This window comes from Microbacterium sp. (assembly GCF_044508325.1).
Lineage (GTDB): Bacteria > Actinomycetota > Actinomycetes > Actinomycetales > Microbacteriaceae > Microbacterium.
Map to the genome: position 1 here is coordinate 44065 of NZ_JBIQHX010000011.1, position 18548 is coordinate 62612.

Sequence of the window (18548 nt, forward strand, 5' to 3'; positions counted from 1 at the left end):
CTGCCCGGAGCGTGTCCGTGCGCGAAGCGCGCTCAGTCCGCGAGCATACGGATGCTCGTGGGCACGATCACTCCCACGCGCTCGAACTCCGCGCCGCTGCCGTAGGTCTTGATGACGCTGTTCGCGAAGGCGACGACATCCGCCGACGCGAAGAGCGAGGCCTCCGCCTCCTGCCAGGTGTCGCAGCCCTCGACGCCCGGGATCGCCATCGCCTCGGCGACCGCCGCCTCGTAGTCGGCGTTCTGGATGCCCGCGAAGTTCGTGCCTTCCGGCGCCGCGGGACCCGAGACGAAGCCGATCACCTGGTCGGGGTTGTTCACGTTCAGCGGAACCCACGCGATATCCCATGCCCCGGTGCCGAAGATGGCCTCGGTGAGAGCGGTGGAGTCGTTCTGCGCGGCGTCGACCTTCACGCCGATCGCCTCCCACTGCTGGACGGCGAGCTCCGCGGCCGAGGTGCCGCCGGTGCCGAGGGTGTTCGCGTACAGGAACGACAGCGCCAGCTGCTGCCCGTCCTTGGCACGGATGCCGTCGGCGCCTGCAACCCAGCCGGCGTCGTCGAGCAGGGCCTTCGCCGCTTCGACGTCGGTGCCGGGTGTGTTCCCGCTCACCGCGTCATACGTGCAGGCCGACGGCGCGACGACGGTGAGGCGGGTCGCCGGGGCGCCGGCGCCGCTCGTGAGCACCTTCTGCAGCTCGGCGAGGTCGAGGGCCTGGGTGAGCGCCATGCGCACCGCCGGGTCGGAGGTCGCGTGCGTCTCGCCCTGGTTGTACCACTGCTCTCCGATCAGCACCTCCTCGCCGGCCGAGAACAGGCCCGCCGACTCGAGTCGCTGCGCATCGGGACCCACGATCGTCGACGCGTTGACCTCACCCGTGGTCAGCAGGTTGGCGGCAGTGGTCTCGTTGGGAATGATCCGGGCGATGACCTTCGCGGGCATGCCCTCGTCGGCGGTGCTCGCTCCGTTCGGGCCCCACGTGTAATCCTCGCGGGCCTCGTACGTGTAGTGGTCGTTGGGGACCGCCTCGGTGAGCACGTACGGTCCGGTGCCCGAGGTCCCCGCTGTGAGGATGGTGCGGTCTTCGAGCCCCGCGGCGCACACCATGTGCACGTTCGCGAGCCCCTGCAGGACGAACGGCGCGGGCGCGGAGAGCTCGAGGGTCAGCGTGCTGCCTTCCGCGGTGGCGGTGAGCCCGGGTGGGAGGAAGGAGCCCAGCAGCGGGCTCTGGTTCTCGGGGTCGGCGACCCAGTTGAGGTTGTCGGCGGCGGTCTGCGCGGTGAACTCGGTGCCGTCCGAGCAGGTGACGCCCTCGTTGAGGGTGAGCGTCACGGTCTGCCCGTCCACCACCCAATCGCTGGCCAGCTGCGAGCCGATCTCACCATCCGCATCGATGGACACGAGAGCGTCGTAGGCGAACTGCGACAGCTGGAACAGCGAACTGACCGCCGATAGCTGCGGGTCCAGCGCGCCCGGGTCGGCCACCTCGGACAGGGTGAACGTGGCACCGTCGACATACTCGCCGGAGCCGCCGGTGGGTGCGTTCCCGCCCCCGCCGGCGCACCCGGCGAGGACGAGGGCCGCGGTCGCGGCCGCGGCGACAGCAGCGGCGGGCCTTGTGAACGTGTGCATTGCTGGTCTCTCTTCTCTGCGGACGGGTGGGTGCTGCGGTTCTCAGTCGACGCGGCCGAGGGCGCGGCCGGAGTGGATGTACTTGCGACGGCCGTTGCCGTCGTCGCCGAGGAAGGAGTACACCACGTGCATCTCTTTCATGGCGGGCTCGAGAGCGATCAGCGAGTCGGGCCCGAAGCCGACGAGCTCGAGGTGCTCCGGCTCCTGGCCGAGTTCGCGCGCCAGGCCCTTCGGCGTGCTGTCGAGCCAGATGCGCCCGGCATCGTCGACGCTCACCGACATGTCGAAGGTCGAGTTGGAGTACGAGCCGACGAAGGGGGCGGGGTCGACAGGGTGGGGTTCGGCGGGCGGCGTCGGGAACCCGTGCAGCTGGGCGCCGGCGGCATCCCGCACGATCTTGTTGACGACGTCGTCGTACAGCCCGATGACGTCGCCGCCGTTGGTCAGCAGCACCACCGCGAGCCCCGCGGAAGGGACGATGCGCAGGAACGACGACTGCCCGACGGTGCCGCCGTCGTGACCGATCACGCCGCGGTCGCCGTCGACGAAGATCTCCCAGCCGAGGCCCCAGGCATCGCCCATGCCGGTGATGCGAGGCAGGTCGACCTGCTTGCGCTGCATGGCGGCGACGGATGCCTCGGACAGCACCCGCGTGCCGTCCCCGGCCACGCCCCCGTCGACGTGCATCTTGGCGAAGGCGGCGAGCTCGCGGGCGCGCATCGCCAGCATCGAGCCGGCCGGCTCGTTCGACCGCACCAGAGCCCACAGCGGCGCGGGCGTTTCGACGCCGTCCTCTCCGGGGCCGACGTGGCCGACGGCGACGCGGTGCAGGATCGCCTCGTACGGGCTGGGCGAGACGTGCGTCAGGCCGAGCGGAACGGCCAGGTGCTCCATGAGTGCCGTCTCCCACGTCTTCTCGCGCAGCACCTCGACAAGGCGGCCGAGCACGCTGTACCCGGCGTTGTTGTACGCGAACAGCTCTCCTGGCGCGAAGACCTGCGGCAGGTCGGCGAGCCCCGCGACGTACTTCTCGATCGCGTCGTCGCCACGACCGGTGTCGGTGAACACGTCGCCCTCGAACCCGGCCTGATGGCTGAGGAGCTGACGCGTCGTGATCTGCGCGGCAGCGCTTTCGTCGGCCACGCGGAACTCGGGCAGGTAGTCGCGCAGGGGCGCGTCGAGGTCGAGCAGGCCGTCGTCGACGAGCTGCATGACGAGGGTGGCGGTCCAGACCTTGGTGATCGATCCGATCTGGAACACGCTGTCGGCAGTGGCGTCGACGTTCGTCGCCGTGCTCAGCACGCCGGCGGCGGCGTCGATGATCTCACCGTCCTTGAGGACGGCGACGGCGGCGCCGGGAACGCCCCGCTCAGCGGCGAGTCGGGCGAAGTCCGCGTCGAGGAAGACGGAGATGTCGGAAAGTGATTCCATGCCCTCACCCTAGGAAAGACCCCGCCGGGGGCTTTCGTACGATCGGATGAAGAGCGCGGGTCCCATTGGTTGTGTTCACCCAATTCCCCGCAGCGTCTCGATGGCGACGCGCGCGGCGCGCCCGATCGCCCGATCGACGTCCGGGAGATTGTCGTCGAGCCTGTCCGCTCGAGTGAACACGGCCACCGCGTAGACGCGGCCGTCGGGGTACATCACCGCCCCGACCTCGTTGCGGATCGCGGGCAGTGTGCCGGTCTTGGCCGCGATGCGCACGCCGTCGGGGAAGCCAGAACGCAGACGGTGCGGCCACAGCTGCTGCGCCATCGTCGCGCGTACGCGCCCGCAGGCATCCGGCGCAGCGGCGCGGTCCGACCAGATCGCGTCGATGAGCGCCGTCATCTCGCGCGGGGTCGACGATGTCGTGCGCGACGGATCGAGCACCGACAATCTCCACAGCCTCTCCTCCGCCTGGCCGGCGAGCACCGCGTCGATATCGGGCACGTCCCGCGGCATGCCCAGGTCGTCGGCGATGGAGCCGAACAGGTCCGCACAGCAGCCGGCGATGCGCGTGCGGCGCAGCCCCAGATCGTCGAGCACGGTGTCGATGCCCGCTTGCCCGATGCGATCGAAGATCACGTCGGTGGCGGCGTTGTCGCTCATCGTCAGCATGAGGTGCGCGAGGTCGCGCCAACTGATCGTGACGTCGTCGTGGAGGCCGGCAAGGCCGACGCCGCCGCGACGGTGGCGCGCGGTCACCGTCGTCGGCTCGGCAGGGTCGACAAGACCGGCCGACACCGCGCGCTCGAAGGCCACGGCCACCGGGATCTTGAACGTCGAGGCGAGCACCACGGCTTCGTCGGCGCGGAGCGCGACCTCGCGGCCGGTGCTGCCCAGCTCGCGGACGTGCAGGAAGCCGGTGGCCCCCGCATCCCGGAACAGGCGATGGATGTCATCCGCGACCGTCATTCGCCCGCCCCGTCGCGCGCCATGCGTCGCAGCGTGCGACCCTGCGTCTTCATGCGCACGACCCGGCCGGCGTCATCGCGCTCGAACCGGGCGAAGACCGTCTGCGGCGCTTCGGGTCGCACGACCTCGTCGGCGCCCGTGAACGTCAGCAGCAGCGGTGGCGGGAGCACCCGCTCGTCGTCGTCGCCGGGCTGCGTGAAGAAGAACGCCGAGCGCAGCATCCCACCCTCCTCGGTGAGCTCGATGCCCCACGTTCCCGCGTCGAACGCGCCGCAGTAGAGAGCCAGCTCGCCCGCAGACCGCTCACCCGGCGTGCGGGCAGCATCGGGGACACGGCCGAGGAGGGTGCGCAGGCACCATTCGTCGACCGCGGCACCCAGCGCCCCGCCGGCCCCGGAGTTGGCCAGCACCGTGACACCGAGCCGTTCGTCGGGCAGCAGGGTCATGGTCGAGCGCTGGATGCCGGCGATGTTCCCGCCGTGTGTGACCGCGGTGGTGCCGTACTGGTCGACGAGCAGCCACGGCATCCCGACAGCATCGAACGGAACGGCACCGTCGGCGTGTCGCTCCTGCATCTCACGGCGCTGCTGCGGCGACACGGGCGCGGCGGCGCCGCCGGGGACTGTGCCGTCGAGATGGAAGCGCACGTAGCGGGCCTGATCGGTGATCGACGACACGAGACCGCCCTCCGGCAGGGCGGAGCGGCCGAGCCCCCAGGTGTGGACGACCGCGGCCGACCCGTCCTCCTGCACCTCATGGCCGGCCACGTGCGGCCGCGTGGCGACCTCCCACGGCAGAAAGAAGCTGTCGGCCATGCCCAGCGGTTCGAGCACACGGCGGCGCGCGGCCAGGTCGTAGTCGGTGCCGTCGAGCACCTCGATCAGCCGACCGAGCAGCCGGAAACCGGCGTTGCTGTACGAGAACGATGCCCCGGGCGCCGCGTACTGCGGCAGTTCGGCGTAGTCGGCCACGCTGCGGGCGAGCGCGTCCCGCGCCCAGTCCGCCTCGTCGTCGGGGATGTCGCCCTCGAATCCGCCGGTGTGGGTGAGCAGGTGCCGCGCGGTGAGCGCTGCGAGCGCCGCCGGGTCGCCCAGTCGCAATTCGGGCAGCGCGTCGGTGATGGGCGCATCGAGGTCGAGGCGACCCTCGGCGACGAGGGAGAGCAGCGCCGTCGCGGTGACCGTCTTCGTCGTCGACCCGATCATGAACAGCGTGTCTGCGGTGACCGGTGCGGGCGCGTCGACGCTCATCACCCCGTGCGTGAAGATGTGCTCGACGCCGTCGTGCACGACAGCGACCGCCGCGCCCGGAATCCCTCCGTCGCGCATGCTCTGGATGATGAGCTCGTCGAGCTCGTCGAACGCGTGCGTCATTCATACACCTCGTATCGGAAGTTTCGGTACACGGCTTGATCACCGCGCATTCTTGTCGATACAGTCTGTATCGAGGAGGCGAAGATGGCAAGAGATCCCCGCGACGTGACCCGGACGCGCATCTTGGCGGCGGCCCGGCGGCTCTTCCTTGCCCGGGGGTTCGCGCGCGTCACGATCGAAGATGTCGCCGCCAAGGCCGGTTACACGCGCGGAGCGGTGTACTCGAACTTCGCCAACAAGGGCGAACTCTTCCTCGCCCTCACCGACGAGCGCTTCGCCGCGCAGAGTGCGCGCCGGACGACCGACGTTCCCCGCACCGCGACACCGACCCAGCACATCGACGCCCTCGCCCGCCAGTTCGCCGCCGAAGCGGCCGCCTCGCGCGAATGGCTCACCGCCGAAGTCGAGTTCATCGCGTACGCGGCCTCCGACCCGGCGCTCAGTGATCGGGTGATGGCCGCGCAGCGGCAGGGCCTTGACGCGCTCGCCGCGCTGCTCGACGAGCGGTGCCGCGCCATCGGCATCACCCCCACGCTGCCCCCCGACGAGCTCGCCGTCGTCGTCGCGAGCCTGACCCGCGGCCTCACCATCGAGTACATCGTCGACCTGTCCACCGATGTCGCCGGCCTGCTGGCCGCGACGCTGCGACGCCTGCTGGGCGTCGCCGAACCCCGAGAGGAATCCGCCGATGTCGATCGACCGTGACGCCTGGCAGTCCCGTCTCGACGCCCTCGCGTCCCCTGAGTCCACCCCCGGGCTCGCGCTGGGCGTACTGAGCGACGGCGAGGTGCACACTTTCGCCGCCGGCACGCTGAACCTGGCGACGGGGGTCGCCGCGACATCCGATTCGGTCTTCCAGCTCGGCAGTGTCACGAAGATCTTCACCGCGACGCTGCTGCTGATGCTCGCCGACGAGGGCCGGCTCGATCTGGACGCCCCGCTCATCGAGGCCATGCCAGAGCTGACGTGGGGGGATGCCGCGGCCCGACGTGTGGTGACCGCCCGCCACCTGCTGACCCATACGAGCGGGATCGACGGCGACCACTTCCTCGACCTCGGCCGCGGCGAGGACGTGCTCGAACGCTATGTCGCCACCTGCGGCGATCTCGCCCAGGTGCTGCCCCCCGGCGTGGCGTGGTCGTACTGCAACACCGGCTTCGCGATCGCCGGCCGCCTCATCGAGAAGATCACCGGCCAGACGTACGACGACGCGCTCGCGGAGCGCCTGCTGCACCCTCTGGGAATGACCCGCTCGAGCACACTCCCCGAAGACGCCCTGCGCCATCGCGCCGCGTTCGGTCACGTCCCCGGTGCCGATGGACTCGAGCTCGCCCCCGTCGTGGCGACTCCGCGCACCATGGGCCCTGCCGGCGGACTGGCCGCCTCAGCGGCCGACGTGCTCGCCTTCGCGCAGCTGCTGCTGGAGGGCGGCGTCGGCCCGGACGGCAGGCGCCTGCTGTCCGAGGCGGCGGTGTCCGCAGCGCTGGCCCCGCAGGTGGAGGTGCCGGATCCGTCGATGGGTGCGGCGTGGGGGCTCGGATTCATGCTCGACGCGTGGGACGGCGTGCAGCTCACCGGCCACGATGGCGGCACCGTCGGCCAGGGTTCCTCGCTGCGCATCGTGCCTGAGCGTGGCGTGGCCGTGGTGGTCCTCGGCAACGGGCCGGGGCTCGGTGAGGCGATGACGACTCTCGTCGCGGAGGTGCTTGCGCAGACCTGCGACATGAAACGTCCTGCTGATCTCACTCCCGACGCGGATGCCCCCGTCGACGTGCACGATTGGGCGGGCGTCTACGAGCGCGTCAACATGCGCATCGCCGTGTCGGCGGACGGACCGGCGGTCGAGATCCGCATCGCGGGCCTGGCCGCGGAGAGCCTCGGGCAGGACACGTTCACGGGGTCGATCACGAGCAACGCCGACGGCACGTACCTCACCGACGCGCTCGGGGCGCCCATGCCGATCGTGCCGTTCACCGTGGCAGACGGCACCCGCGCACTTCACTTCGCCGGTCGCGCTCAGCCTCTCGTGGGATAGGCACACACTCGGCGGATGCCTCATGCGAGGGTGTCGAGGATTCCCGCCAGCAGCTCGAACGTCGTGAGCGGGTTGACGATCGCGAAGCGCAGCACCGGCTCGCCGGCGTGGGAGCTGGGCACCACGAAGGCGCGCTGGTCGGCGAGCAGCCGCGCCGACCATGCCTCGTAGTCGGCGAGGCTCCAGCCGTCGCGACGGAACACCACGACCGACAGCTGCGGCTCCCGCACCAGCGACAGCCCGTCGCGGCGCGCGATCTCGTCCGCGATCTCGCGGGCCAGGCGGATCCCGTGGTCGACCGCGGCGCGGTACTGCTCGGTGCCGTGCACCGCGAGCGAATACCACAGCGGAAGGCCGCGCGGGCGCCGCGTCAGCTGCACGGCGAGGTCGGAGGGGTTCCAGTCCGGCCGCTCGGTGAGCGTGTCCAGGTACTCGGCACGCTGAGTGTGCGCGGCCCGGCCCTGCTCCGGGTCGCGGTAGATCAGGGCGCACGCGTCGAACGGGGCGAACAGCCATTTGTGCGGGTCGACGATGACCGAGTCGGCCAGCTCGACCCCGGCGAACGCGGGCCGCATGCGATCGATGAGCATGGCTGCCAGCCCGTATGCACCGTCGATGTGCAGCCAGACGTCCCTCTCCTTGGCCGCAGCCGCGACGGAGGCGATGTCGTCGACGATGCCGAAGTTCGTGGTGCCGCCGGTGGCGACGACCGCGAACACCGCATCGCCGTGCGCGGCCAGGGCCGCCGCGACGCCGTCCCCGTACAGTCGTCCGTCGGCTCCCACCGGCACCGGCACCACGTCGACGTCCATCACCGCGGCCGCCGCGGCGATCGACGAGTGCGCCTCCGAGCTGCACACGATCAGCCATCGGGGCGGGTCGGCGCGGACGTCTTCGCGATTGCGCCGGCGCGCGACATCCCGCGCCGCCACCAGCGCCGAGAGGTTCCCGACCGTGCCGCCCTGCACGAAGACCCCGCCGGCACCCTCGGGCAGCCCGAACTCCCCGGCGAGCCAGGTCAGCACCTCGTTCTCGGCGAACACGGCTCCCGCGCCCTCCAGCCAGGAGCCGCCGTAGATCGCGGACGCCGATACGACCAGGTCGAACGCGATCGCCGCTTTGCTCGGGGCGCACGGGATGAAGGCGAGGTACCCGGGGTGGTCGATCGACAGCGTCGTCGGGGCGAGGACGTCGGCGAACAGCGCCGTGGCGCGCTCGGCCCCGATGCCGTCGGCGGTGATGGAGCCCGACGCCCGCGCCGCCAGCTCCTCCGGGGAGACCGGGCCGTCCAGGGGGACGTCCTTCCACAGCGCGCGTCGTCGCGCGTAGGCGAGCACTCCGTCGACGGTGTCTCGGGTGGCGTCGCTGATGGCGTGCATCGCGTCGGGTCGGATCGCGTCGGTCACGGTGTGCCCTTCTGTGCGGGTTCTGGGGAACGTGCGGGTTCGGTCAGCGTGCCCCGGGCGAGGTCGAGCATCCCCTCCACCGCGTGCAGCAGCAGCGTCGAGCGGTCGGACGCGCCGCCCCAGCGCACGAGCGCCTGGGCGTTGAGGCCGTCGATCATGCCCAGCAGCTGCCACGCGGCATCCGCGGGATCGGCGAGGCGGAAGGCGCCCGAGGCGACGCCGTCGGCCAGCAGGTCGCGCAGCATCCCCTGCCAGCTGTCCATCGCCTCCCGCACCGCCTGCGCGAGCGCCGCGTTGCGCCGGCCGAGCGCGTAGGCCTCGATCCAGACCAGAGTCACATCGTCGCGCGTGCCGTCGAGCACGGTGCGCAGGACGGCTGCGAGGCGGTCGATCACGGGAGCGGATGCCGCCAGCTCCCGCAGTTCGTCGAGCTCGGCGCCGACCACGGCGGCGAAGGTGGCGGCGACGAGATCGTCCATGCTCGGCATGTAGTGCGCCACGAGCGCGGGGGTGACCCCGGCGCGGGCGGCGACGCCGCGCAGCGTGACGGCGGCGAGACCCTCCTCGAGGGCGAGGGCGCGCGCGGCCTCGGCGATCTGCGTGCGGCGCTGCTGGGGCGTCCGGCGCGGGGCGCGTGCGGCGACCGTTGACATCGTGCGGCGCTCCTCGCTACTCTCGGCGCTATTGATCACTCGATCAATACCACGTGGGACGGCCGCAGGGCAAGGGCCGCGAGGAGGACCGATGGCTTGGCGGATGCCGCGCGAGACCGCGCCGCACGATCGCACCTGGATGGCGTTCCCCTGTGCGGGCGTGACCCTCGGCGACACCGATGCGCTGCGCGACGAGGGGTATCGCGCGTGGTCGGCGGTGGCCAACGCCGTCGCCGAGTTCGAGCCGCTCACCATGGTCGTCGATCCCGGTGAGACGGAGCGCGCGCGCCGCATGCTCGACCCGGCGATCGAAATGCTCGAGGCGCCCCTCGACGAATTCTGGATGCGCGACGTCGGTCCGACCTTCGTCGTCGACGAGTCCGGCGCGCTGGGCGCGGTCGACTGGGTCTTCAACGGCTGGGGCGCGCCCGAGTGGGCGAGCTGGCGCAAGTCGGCCGAGATCGCGCGCACGGTCGCCGCCGAGGTCGGGGCGCAGCTGGTGAGCTCGCTGCTGGTCAACGAGGGCGGCGGCATCCAGGTCGACGGCGAGGGCACAGTGCTGCTCACCGAGACCGTCCAGCTCGACCCCCGCCGCAACCCGTTCGCCGACCGTGCCCGGGTCGAGGCGGAGCTCGAGCGCACGATCGGCACGTCGCACGCGGTGTGGCTGCCGCGCGGGCTCACCCGCGACTACGACGACTTCGGCACGAACGGGCACGTCGACATCGTGGCGGCGATCCCCGCGCCCGGGCACCTGCTGCTGCACGCGCAGCCGGACGAGTCGCACCCCGACGCGGCCGTCATGCGCGAGGTGCGCGCTGTGCTGGAGGAGGCGACGGATGCCGCCGGCCGCCGCTTCGAGATCATCGACCTGCCTGCACCCGAGACGCTGCGCGACGCGCACGGGTTCGTCGACTGGAGCTATGTCAACCACTACGTCGTCAACGGCGGCGTCATCGCCTGCGGGTTCGGGGAGGACACCGCCGACGCGCGGGCCCGCGACATCCTGTCCTCCGTGTATCCCGGACGCCGCGTCGTGACCGTCGACGCCCGTCCGATCTTCGACCGCGGCGGCGGCATCCACTGCATCACCCAGCAGCAGCCGGCGGTGACCTCGTGAGCCACGGGCCGAAAGTCGGGCTCGTGACAAGACCCGCCGATGGGTCCGGCACCTCCCTCGGCGTGTCGGGTGACGGACCCGACTTTCGGCTCGCGCGCGGACGGTGCCCGAACGGAGGCATGCTGTGATCGACGTCGTCGAGGCATCCATCGCCGACCTGCGCGCCGCCTTCGAGTCCGGAGCGGCCACCGCTGTCGAGCTCGTCGATGCGTACCTCATGCGCATCGAGGCATATGATCGCCCGGGCTCGGCGACGGCGTTGAACGCCGTCGCCGTGCCCAACCCCCACGCACGGGCCGAGGCGGCCGCATCCGACGCGCGGCGAGCGCGGGGCGAGTCACGGGGTGCGCTCGAGGGCATTCCGTACACCGCCAAGGACTCCTACCTCGTGCGCGGGCTCACCGCGGCAGCCGGGTCGCCGGCGTTCGCCGACCTGGTCGCGCAGCGGGACGCCTTCACGATCGAGCGGCTGCGGGATGCCGGGGCCATCTGCCTGGGCCTGACCAACATGCCGCCGATGGCCAACGGCGGCATGCAGCGCGGGCTGTACGGCCGCGCGGAGAGCCCGTACAACGCGGAGTACCTCACGGCCCCCTTCGGGTCGGGCTCGTCGAACGGCTCGGGAACGGCGACGGCCGCGAGCTTCGCCGCCTTCGGACTCGGCGAGGAGACCTGGTCCAGCGGGCGCGGCCCGGCGTCCAACAACGCGCTGTGCGCGTACACCCCGTCGCGCGGCGTGATCTCGGTGCGCGGCAACTGGCCGCTCGTTCCGACCATGGATGTGGTCGTGCCGCACACGCGCACCATGGCGGATCTGCTCGAGGTGCTCGAGGTCATCGTCGCCGACGACGCCGAGACCCGCGGCGACTTCTGGCGGGTGCAGCCGTGGGTGCCGATCCCCGCCGCGTCCGCCCTGCGCCCGGATGCCTACCCCGCCCTCACGCCGCTGCCGCTGCGCGGGGTGCGCATCGGGATCCCCCGCATGTACATCAACGCCGACCCGGATGCCGGCAGCGGCACGGGGATCGGCGGCTCGACCGGACAGCGCATCGAGACGCGCGCGTCGGTGCTCGCCCTCTGGGAGGACGCGCGCCGCGACCTCGAGGCGGCCGGCGCCGTCGTCGTGGAGGTCGACTTCCCGGTCGTGTCGAACTACGAGGGCGACCGCGCCGGCGCACCGACGATCGCCACGCGCGGCCTCGTCTCGCCCGAGTACCTGCGGCGCGAGATCGTCGATCTGTCGGCGTGGGCGTGGGAGGACTTCCTGCGCGCCAACGGCGACCCGGGCCTGTCCACGCTCGCCGGGGTCGACGGCGCGACGATCTTCCCGCACCCGCCCGGCGCCCTCCCCGACCGGTACACGGGCTTCGACGACGACATCGCCGCGTACCCCGGCTGGGTGCGCGCGCACCCCGATGCGACCTGGGCGGACATGCCCGAACTGGAATCCGGGGTGCGTGGGCTGGAGGAGACCCGCCGCATCGATCTCGAGGAGTGGATGGGCGAGCACGGCCTCGACGCCGTCGCGTTCCCGGCCGTCGCCGACGTGGGGCCGGCGGACATGGATGTGAACGAGGCGTCCGCCGACCTCGGCTGGCGCAACGGCGTGTGGGTCGCAAGCGGCAATCTCACCATCCGCCACCTGGGCATCCCCACCGTCACCGTGCCGATGGGCACGATGGCGGACATCGGGATGCCGGTGGGCCTCACCTTCGCCGGCCGGGCGTACGACGACGCGGCGCTGCTGCGCCTCGGCCTCGCCTTCGAGGCCCTCGGTCCGCGCCGCACGGAACCGCCCCGCACGCCCCGGCTCTGACTGGCATCACCGGTCGTCGAGGGCCACCCCGCGCTTGTCGACGAGACCCCACGCAGCCGCCCCGGCGACGACGAAGAACACCGCGAAGACCACGAACAGCACCGGGGCCCCGCCGACGACCAGCAGCGGCGGCACCGCCAGCGGCGCGATGATCGAGGCGATGCGACCGACGCCCGCGGCCCAGCCCGACCCCGTCGCGCGCAGCGAGGTGGGATACATCTCGGGGGTCACGGCGTACAGCGCTCCCCACGCGCCGAGGTTGAAGAACGACAGGCCCATCCCGGCGGCGATGATGGCCCACTCCGTCCCGGCGGTCCCGAACAGCACCGCGCACACGGCCGATCCGGCCAGGAACACCGACAGCGTGACCCGCCGGCCCCACACCTCGATCAACCACGCCGCGACGGCGTAGCCCGGGAGCTGTGCGAGCGTGATGATGAGCGTGAAGCCGAACGACCGCACGAGGTCGTACCCCTGCGCGACGAGGATCGACGGGATCCAGATGAAGGCCCCGTAGTACGAGAAGTTGACGCAGAACCACACGAGCCAGAGGCAAGCGGTGCGCACGCGGAACTCGCTCGCCCAGAGCGCGGCGACCCGTCCGCGGATCGTGGCGGGCGGGGCGGGGGATGCTTCGGCGGGGGCGGATGCCGCCGGCATCCCGGTGTCCTCCCCCATCGCCGGGGGAACCGGCTCGGACCGATCGCGCGCTGCGCGCAGCAGCGCCGGCGACGCCTCGAACGAAGCGACGACCGAGAGGGCCTGCGCGTCGCGGCCGCGGCGCGAGAGCCAGCGCGGCGACTCGGGCAGGCCCCAGCGCACGACGATCGCCCACACTGCGGGCACCATGCCGATCGCCAGCGCCCACCGCCATCCGTCGTCGGAGGCCGGGATCACGAAGAACGAGATGAGCGCGGCCGCCGTCCAGCCCACGGCCCAGAACGCCTCGAGGATGACGATGACCCGACCCCGGATGCGGGCCGGTGCGAACTCGCTGACGAACGTCGAGGCGACCGGCAGCTCGGCCCCGAGACCAAGCCCGACGAAGAACCGCAGCACCAGCAGCACCGCGAGTCCGCCCGCCAGTGCCGACGCCCCGGTGGCGATGCCGTAGATCAGCAGCGTCAGGGCGAAGATCTGGCGGCGTCCGAAGCGGTCGGCCAGCAGGCCGCCCAGGCTCGCGCCGACCGCCATGCCGATGAAGCCGATCGACGCGATCCAGGCGGTCTCGCCGCCGGTCAGCTGCCACTGCGCGGCGAGGGCGGCGATGACGAACGAGATGAGCCCGACATCCATCGCGTCCAGAGCCCAGCCGATCCCCGAGCCGGTGAGCACCTTCAGGTGCCGGCGCGTGAACGGCAGCCGATCCAGCCGCTCCGAGACCCCGGCCGCGCTCATCTCAGGCCCCGTTGATCCGATCGCGCCACCGGAGCACCGGCTTCACACTCGACAGGTCGTAGTCGGGGCCGTCGATCCCCGGGATGACCAGCCGCACGCCCAGGGCGTACCAGGCGTCGAGCAGCTCGTCGTCGAGCTCCATCGGCCGGCGCAGGGTGTACCCGGTCGACAGCTCGATCTGTGCCGGGTCTCGATCCTCGCGCTCGCACCAGTCGTGCAGCACGCCGATCTTGCGCGGCAGATCGTCGAGCTCGGTGAACGTGTGCCAGATGTCGGCGTGACGCGCGACCAGGCGCAGCGTCTTGCGCTCGCCCTTCCCGCCGATCATGACGGGGATGCGCCGGGTCGGCGGCGGATCGAGCACCTCCCACCGGGCGATGATGCGCGGCAGGTCCTCGGCGAGCGCGTCGAGCCTGCTGCCGACCGTCCCGTACTCGTAGCCGTACGCGTCGTAGTCGCGCTGCGCCCACCCCGAGCCGGTGCCGAAGATGAAGCGGCCGACACCGGTCCCCCGCGCCGAGATGTGGTCGACAGTGCGGGCCATGTCGGCCTGCAGGTCGGGGTTGCGGTACGAGTTGCAGTTCACGAGCGGCCCGAACTCGACGCGCTCGGTCTGCTCGGCCCACGCACCGAGCATCGTCCAGGCCTCGAAGTGGGGGGCGTCCATCGGCGGGGTGAGCGGAAAGAAGTGGTCCCAGTTGAAGATCGCGTCGACCCCCATCTCCTCGGCGCGCAGCACGGCGTCGCGGATCTGGGTGTAGGAGTCGAAGTGCTGGGGCGACAGCTGGACGCCGATGCGCACAGGGCGGCCTGCTGCGGGATGGGTCAGGGATGCCGGTGAGACTGTGGACTGCACCCCGCCGACTCTACCGACAACGGCACCGCTGCAAGGCCCGAGCGGGCCGCCCCGCGGAGGGTGATGCCACCCAGCGGGAACCGGCGCGCACGGCGTCCTGCGCACGCCTTCGGACCCCTTTCAACCCGCTGTCGCATTCGCTAGTGTCCGGAGCATGACCCCCGCCATCGGAGTCGACGGCCCCGCATCGGACGCACTGCTGGCCGTCGGGAAGTTCTTCACCCGCTGGGATGAGACCGAGGATCATCGCGCGGTGTTCCGCAAGGGCGGGCGCGAGGGCGACGTCTTCTACCGCGACCGGTGGAGCCACGACAAGATCGTCCGCTCGACCCACGGGGTCAACTGCACCGGCTCGTGCTCGTGGAAGGTGTACGTCAAAGACGGCATCATCACGTGGGAGACGCAGGAGACGGACTACCCCAGCGTCGGACCCGACCGACCCGAGTACGAGCCCCGCGGCTGCCCCCGCGGGGCTGCGTTCTCGTGGTACACGTATTCGCCGACCCGGGTGCGCTACCCGTACGTGCGCGGCGTCCTGCTCGACGCCTACCGCGAAGCGAAAGCGCGCAACGGCGACGACCCGGTCCTCGCCTTCCACGAGATCTCCACCGACCCCGAGATCCGCCGCAGCTACCAGCGGGCGCGCGGCAAGGGCGGTCTCGTGCGCGCCACCTGGCAGGAGGCCGTCGAGCTCGTGGCCGCGGGCTACGTGCACACCATCAAGGAGTACGGCCCGGACCGGGTGGCGGGCTTCTCGCCGATCCCGGCGATGTCGATCGTGTCGCACTGCATCGGCACGCGTTTCACCCAGCTGGTCGGCGGCGTGATGACGAGCTTCTACGACTGGTACGCGGACCTCCCCGTGGCAAGCCCCCAGGTGTTCGGCGACCAGACCGACGTGCCGGAGTCGGGCGACTGGTGGGATGCCACGTACCTGGTGATGTGGGGATCGAACGTGCCGGTGACCCGCACACCCGACGCCCACTGGATGACGGAGGTCCGATACCGCGGCACGAAGGTCGTCGCGGTGAGCCCCGACTACGCCGACAACACGAAGTTCGCCGACGAATGGCTGCCCTGCCAGGCCGGGGCGGACGCCGCCCTCGCGATGGCGATGGGCCACGTCATCCTCAAGGAGCGCTACGTCGACAGCCGCGTGCCCTTCTTCGTCGACTTCGCCCGCACCTACACCGACCTTCCGAATCTCGTGACCCTCGTCGAGCACAAGGACGGCGGGCTGGTGCCCGGCAAGTTCCTCACCGCGGCCGATCTGGGCGGCGAGGCACCCGAGGACGCCTGGAAGACGGTCGTCCTCGACGCCGCCTCCGGCCAGGCCCGGGTGCCCAACGGGTCGCTGGGCTTCCGCTACGCCGACTCGGGCGAGGGCAGGTGGAACCTCGACCTCGAGGACACCCTTCCCGCCCTGTCGGTGCGCGACGCGAAGGTGGCCGACCAGGCGCACGAGGTGCTGCTGCCGCGGTTCGACGCCCCGGACGGCTCGGGCGCGGTCCTGCGTCGCGGGGTCCCTGCCACCCGGGTGAACGGGCGGCTGGTGACGACGGTCCTCGACCTCATGCTCGCCCAGTACGGCGTCGGCCGCGAGGGCCTGCCCGGCGACTGGCCGACCGGCTACGACGACGCCGAGACGCCGTACACCCCGGCGTGGCAGGAGGACATCACCGGCGTGCCCGCCGAGGCGTGCACGCGCATCGCGCGCGAGTTCGCGCAGAACTCCGTCGACTCCGGCGGCCGGTCGATGATCATCATGGGAGCCGGCATCTGCCAGTGGTTCCACGGTGACGCCACGTACCGCGCGGTGCTGGCCCTCCTGAACCTCACCGGGTCGATGGGGCGCAACGGCGGCGGGTGGGCACACTACGTCGGGCAGGAGAAGTGCCGCCCGATCACGGGGTGGCACGGGCTGGCCAACGCCCTGGACTGGGCTCGGCCGCCGCGCACGATGCCGGGGACGTCGTACTGGTACATGCACACCGACCAGTGGCGGTTCGACGGCTACTCCGCCGAGGAGCTCGCCTCACCGCTGGCGGAGGGGAATTTCGCCGGCATGCACACCGCCGACACCATCGCCCAGTCGGCGCGGATGGGGTGGATGCCGTTCTATCCGCAGTTCGACGCCAACCCGCTCGACCTCGCCGACGCGGCGGCGGCCGCGGTCGACAGCGGCGAGGCCGAGGATGCCGCCGACTACGTCGTGTCGCGGCTGAAGGACGGGTCGCTGACGCCCGCCATCTCCGACATCGACGCGCCCGCGTCCTGGCCGCGGCTGCTCACCGTGTGGCGGTCGAACCTCATGGGGTCGTCGGCGAAGGGCAACGAGTACTTCCTCAAGCATCTGCTGGGCACCCACAGCAACGTCATGGGCACCGACGAGTCGCCGGTGCACCCGCAGGAGGTGGTCTGGCACGACGAGGCGCCGGAGGGCAAGCTCGATCTGCTCGTCTCGGCCGACTTCCGGATGACCTCGACCACCCTCCTCTCGGACGTCGTCTTCCCGGCGGCCACGTGGTACGAGAAGCACGACCTGTCGTCGACCGACATGCATCCGTTCGTCCATGCCTTCTCGCCGGCGATCGACCCGCCGTGGGAGGCGCGCAGCGACTTCGACATGTTCCACGCGATCGCACGCCGGTTCTCTGCCCTCGCCAAGACCCATCTCGGCGTGCGCAGGGACATCGTCTCCGTGCCGATGCAGCACGACACCCCCGGCGAGACGAGCCAGCCCGGCGGTGTGGTGCGCGACTGGAAGCGCGGCGAGGTCGATCCGATCCCCGGGAAGACCATGCCGGGACTGACCGTCGTGGAGCGCGACTACACGACGATCGCCGACAAGCTCGCCGCCGTGGGGCCGCTCGCCGACACCCTCGGGCTGACGACCAAGCACGTCACGTTCGAGCTCACCGACGCCGTCGAGCGCCTCGCCCGCTCCAACGGCGTCATGCTCGGCGGTGCCGCGGACGGGCGCCCTGCGCTCGACACGGATGTCAAGCTCGCCGAGGCCATCCTCACGTTCTCCGGGACCACGAACGGAGAGCTCGCCGTCCAGGGCTTCGAGACGCTCGAGAAGCGCGTCGGAAAGCCCCTGGCCGATCTCGCCGAGGGCTCGGAGGAGAAGCACATCACCTTCGCGATGACCCAGGCCGCCCCGGTCCCGGTGATCACCTCGCCGGAGTGGTCGGGGTCGGAGACCGGCGGCCGGCGCTACGCCCCGTTCACGGTGAACATCGAGCGGCTCAAGCCCTTCCACACCCTGACCGGCCGGATGCACTTCTACCTCGACCACGACTGGATGCGCGACCTCGGCGAGGCGCTGCCGATCTACCGTCCCCCGGTCGACCTGCACCGCCTCCTGGGCGAGCCCAGGCTCGGGCCCGACGGCAGCCAGCAGGTCGTGGTGCGCTACCTCACCCCGCACAGCAAGTGGTCGATCCACTCCGAGTACCAGGACAACCTGTTCATGCTGTCGCTCTCGCGCGGCGGACCGACCGTCTGGATGAGCCCGCAGGATGCCGCGGCCGCCGGCATCTCGGACAACGACTGGGTCGAGTGCGTGAACTCCAACGGCGTGCTGGTGGCCCGCGCGATCGTCTCGCACCGGATGCCCGCCGGCGTCGTGTACGTGTACCACGCGCAGGAGCGCACGATCGACGTGCCCAAGTCCGAGGCCACGGGCCGGCGCGGCGGCATCCACAATTCGGTGACGCGCCTGCTCGTCAAGCCCACGCACCTCATCGGCGGCTACGCGCAGCTGTCGTACGCGTTCAACTACCTCGGTCCGACCGGCAACCAGCGGGACGCGATCGCGACGATCCGGCGCCGCAGCCAGGACGTCACGTACTAGGAGA

At 71.4% G+C, this 18548-nt stretch carries 13 protein-coding genes; 5 read left to right on the forward strand and 8 right to left on the reverse strand.

Annotation, left to right across the window (positions count from 1 at the left end; genetic code table 11):
• Positions 1-32 precede the first annotated feature (32 nt).
• The 4 genes from ACIWQI_RS10395 to ACIWQI_RS10410 form a co-directional block, all read right to left on the reverse strand.
• Positions 33-1631: an ABC transporter substrate-binding protein gene (locus tag ACIWQI_RS10395; protein WP_396657238.1), complete on the reverse strand. Its 1599-nt coding sequence runs from the start codon at positions 1629-1631 to the stop codon at positions 33-35.
• A 42-nt stretch (positions 1632-1673) separates the two neighbouring features.
• A complete protein-coding gene (locus ACIWQI_RS10400; RefSeq protein WP_396657240.1) occupies positions 1674-3062 on the reverse strand; it encodes a serine hydrolase domain-containing protein in 1389 nt (462 codons plus the stop codon).
• A 75-nt stretch (positions 3063-3137) separates the two neighbouring features.
• The gene (locus tag ACIWQI_RS10405) at positions 3138-4028 is read right to left on the reverse strand and encodes a serine hydrolase (RefSeq protein WP_396657242.1); all 891 of its coding nucleotides are present in this window, start codon (positions 4026-4028) and stop codon (positions 3138-3140) included.
• The gene (locus ACIWQI_RS10410; RefSeq protein WP_396657244.1) at positions 4025-5401 is read right to left on the reverse strand and encodes a serine hydrolase domain-containing protein; all 1377 of its coding nucleotides are present in this window, start codon (positions 5399-5401) and stop codon (positions 4025-4027) included. Before ACIWQI_RS10410 ends, ACIWQI_RS10405 begins: the two co-directional genes overlap by 4 nt.
• A gap of 84 nt (positions 5402-5485) precedes the next feature.
• On the opposite strand from ACIWQI_RS10410, the gene ACIWQI_RS10415 reads away from it, so the two are divergent.
• Together ACIWQI_RS10415 and ACIWQI_RS10420 are read left to right on the forward strand one after the other, a co-directional pair.
• Positions 5486-6106, forward strand: coding sequence for a TetR/AcrR family transcriptional regulator (locus tag ACIWQI_RS10415; RefSeq protein WP_396657245.1), 621 nt, complete (start codon positions 5486-5488; stop codon positions 6104-6106).
• On the forward strand, positions 6090-7436 hold the full coding sequence (locus ACIWQI_RS10420) for a serine hydrolase domain-containing protein (protein ID WP_396657247.1): 1347 nt from the start codon (positions 6090-6092) through the stop codon (positions 7434-7436). Before ACIWQI_RS10415 ends, ACIWQI_RS10420 begins: the two co-directional genes overlap by 17 nt.
• A 20-nt stretch (positions 7437-7456) precedes the next feature.
• Here the strand turns inward: ACIWQI_RS10420 and ACIWQI_RS10425 are convergent, their stop codons facing one another.
• Both ACIWQI_RS10425 and ACIWQI_RS10430 read right to left on the reverse strand, forming a co-directional pair.
• Positions 7457-8815, reverse strand: coding sequence for a pyridoxal phosphate-dependent decarboxylase family protein (locus ACIWQI_RS10425; protein ID WP_396657311.1), 1359 nt, complete (start codon positions 8813-8815; stop codon positions 7457-7459).
• Between the two features lie 23 nt (positions 8816-8838).
• Complete coding sequence (locus ACIWQI_RS10430; protein WP_396657248.1) at positions 8839-9495, reverse strand: TetR/AcrR family transcriptional regulator; 657 nt, start codon at positions 9493-9495, stop codon at positions 8839-8841.
• Positions 9496-9586: 91 nt separating this feature from the next.
• Between ACIWQI_RS10430 and ACIWQI_RS10435 the strand changes: the two genes are divergently transcribed.
• Together ACIWQI_RS10435 and ACIWQI_RS10440 are read left to right on the forward strand one after the other, a co-directional pair.
• Entirely contained in the window at positions 9587-10615 is a 1029-nt protein-coding gene (locus ACIWQI_RS10435; protein ID WP_396657250.1) for an agmatine/peptidylarginine deiminase, read from the forward strand.
• Between the two features lie 124 nt (positions 10616-10739).
• Complete coding sequence (locus ACIWQI_RS10440) at positions 10740-12431, forward strand: amidase (protein WP_396657251.1); 1692 nt, start codon at positions 10740-10742, stop codon at positions 12429-12431.
• A gap of 6 nt (positions 12432-12437) precedes the next feature.
• On the opposite strand, the gene ACIWQI_RS10445 is transcribed toward ACIWQI_RS10440, so the two are convergent.
• Together ACIWQI_RS10445 and ACIWQI_RS10450 are read right to left on the reverse strand one after the other, a co-directional pair.
• On the reverse strand, positions 12438-13829 hold the full coding sequence (locus tag ACIWQI_RS10445; protein ID WP_396657252.1) for an MFS transporter: 1392 nt from the start codon (positions 13827-13829) through the stop codon (positions 12438-12440).
• A 1-nt stretch (position 13830) separates the two neighbouring features.
• Entirely contained in the window at positions 13831-14685 is an 855-nt protein-coding gene (locus ACIWQI_RS10450; RefSeq protein ID WP_396657254.1) for an LLM class F420-dependent oxidoreductase, read from the reverse strand.
• A gap of 154 nt (positions 14686-14839) precedes the next feature.
• Between ACIWQI_RS10450 and ACIWQI_RS10455 the strand changes: the two genes are divergently transcribed.
• Complete coding sequence (locus tag ACIWQI_RS10455; protein ID WP_396657256.1) at positions 14840-18544, forward strand: nitrate reductase subunit alpha; 3705 nt, start codon at positions 14840-14842, stop codon at positions 18542-18544.
• Positions 18545-18548 lie beyond the last annotated feature (4 nt).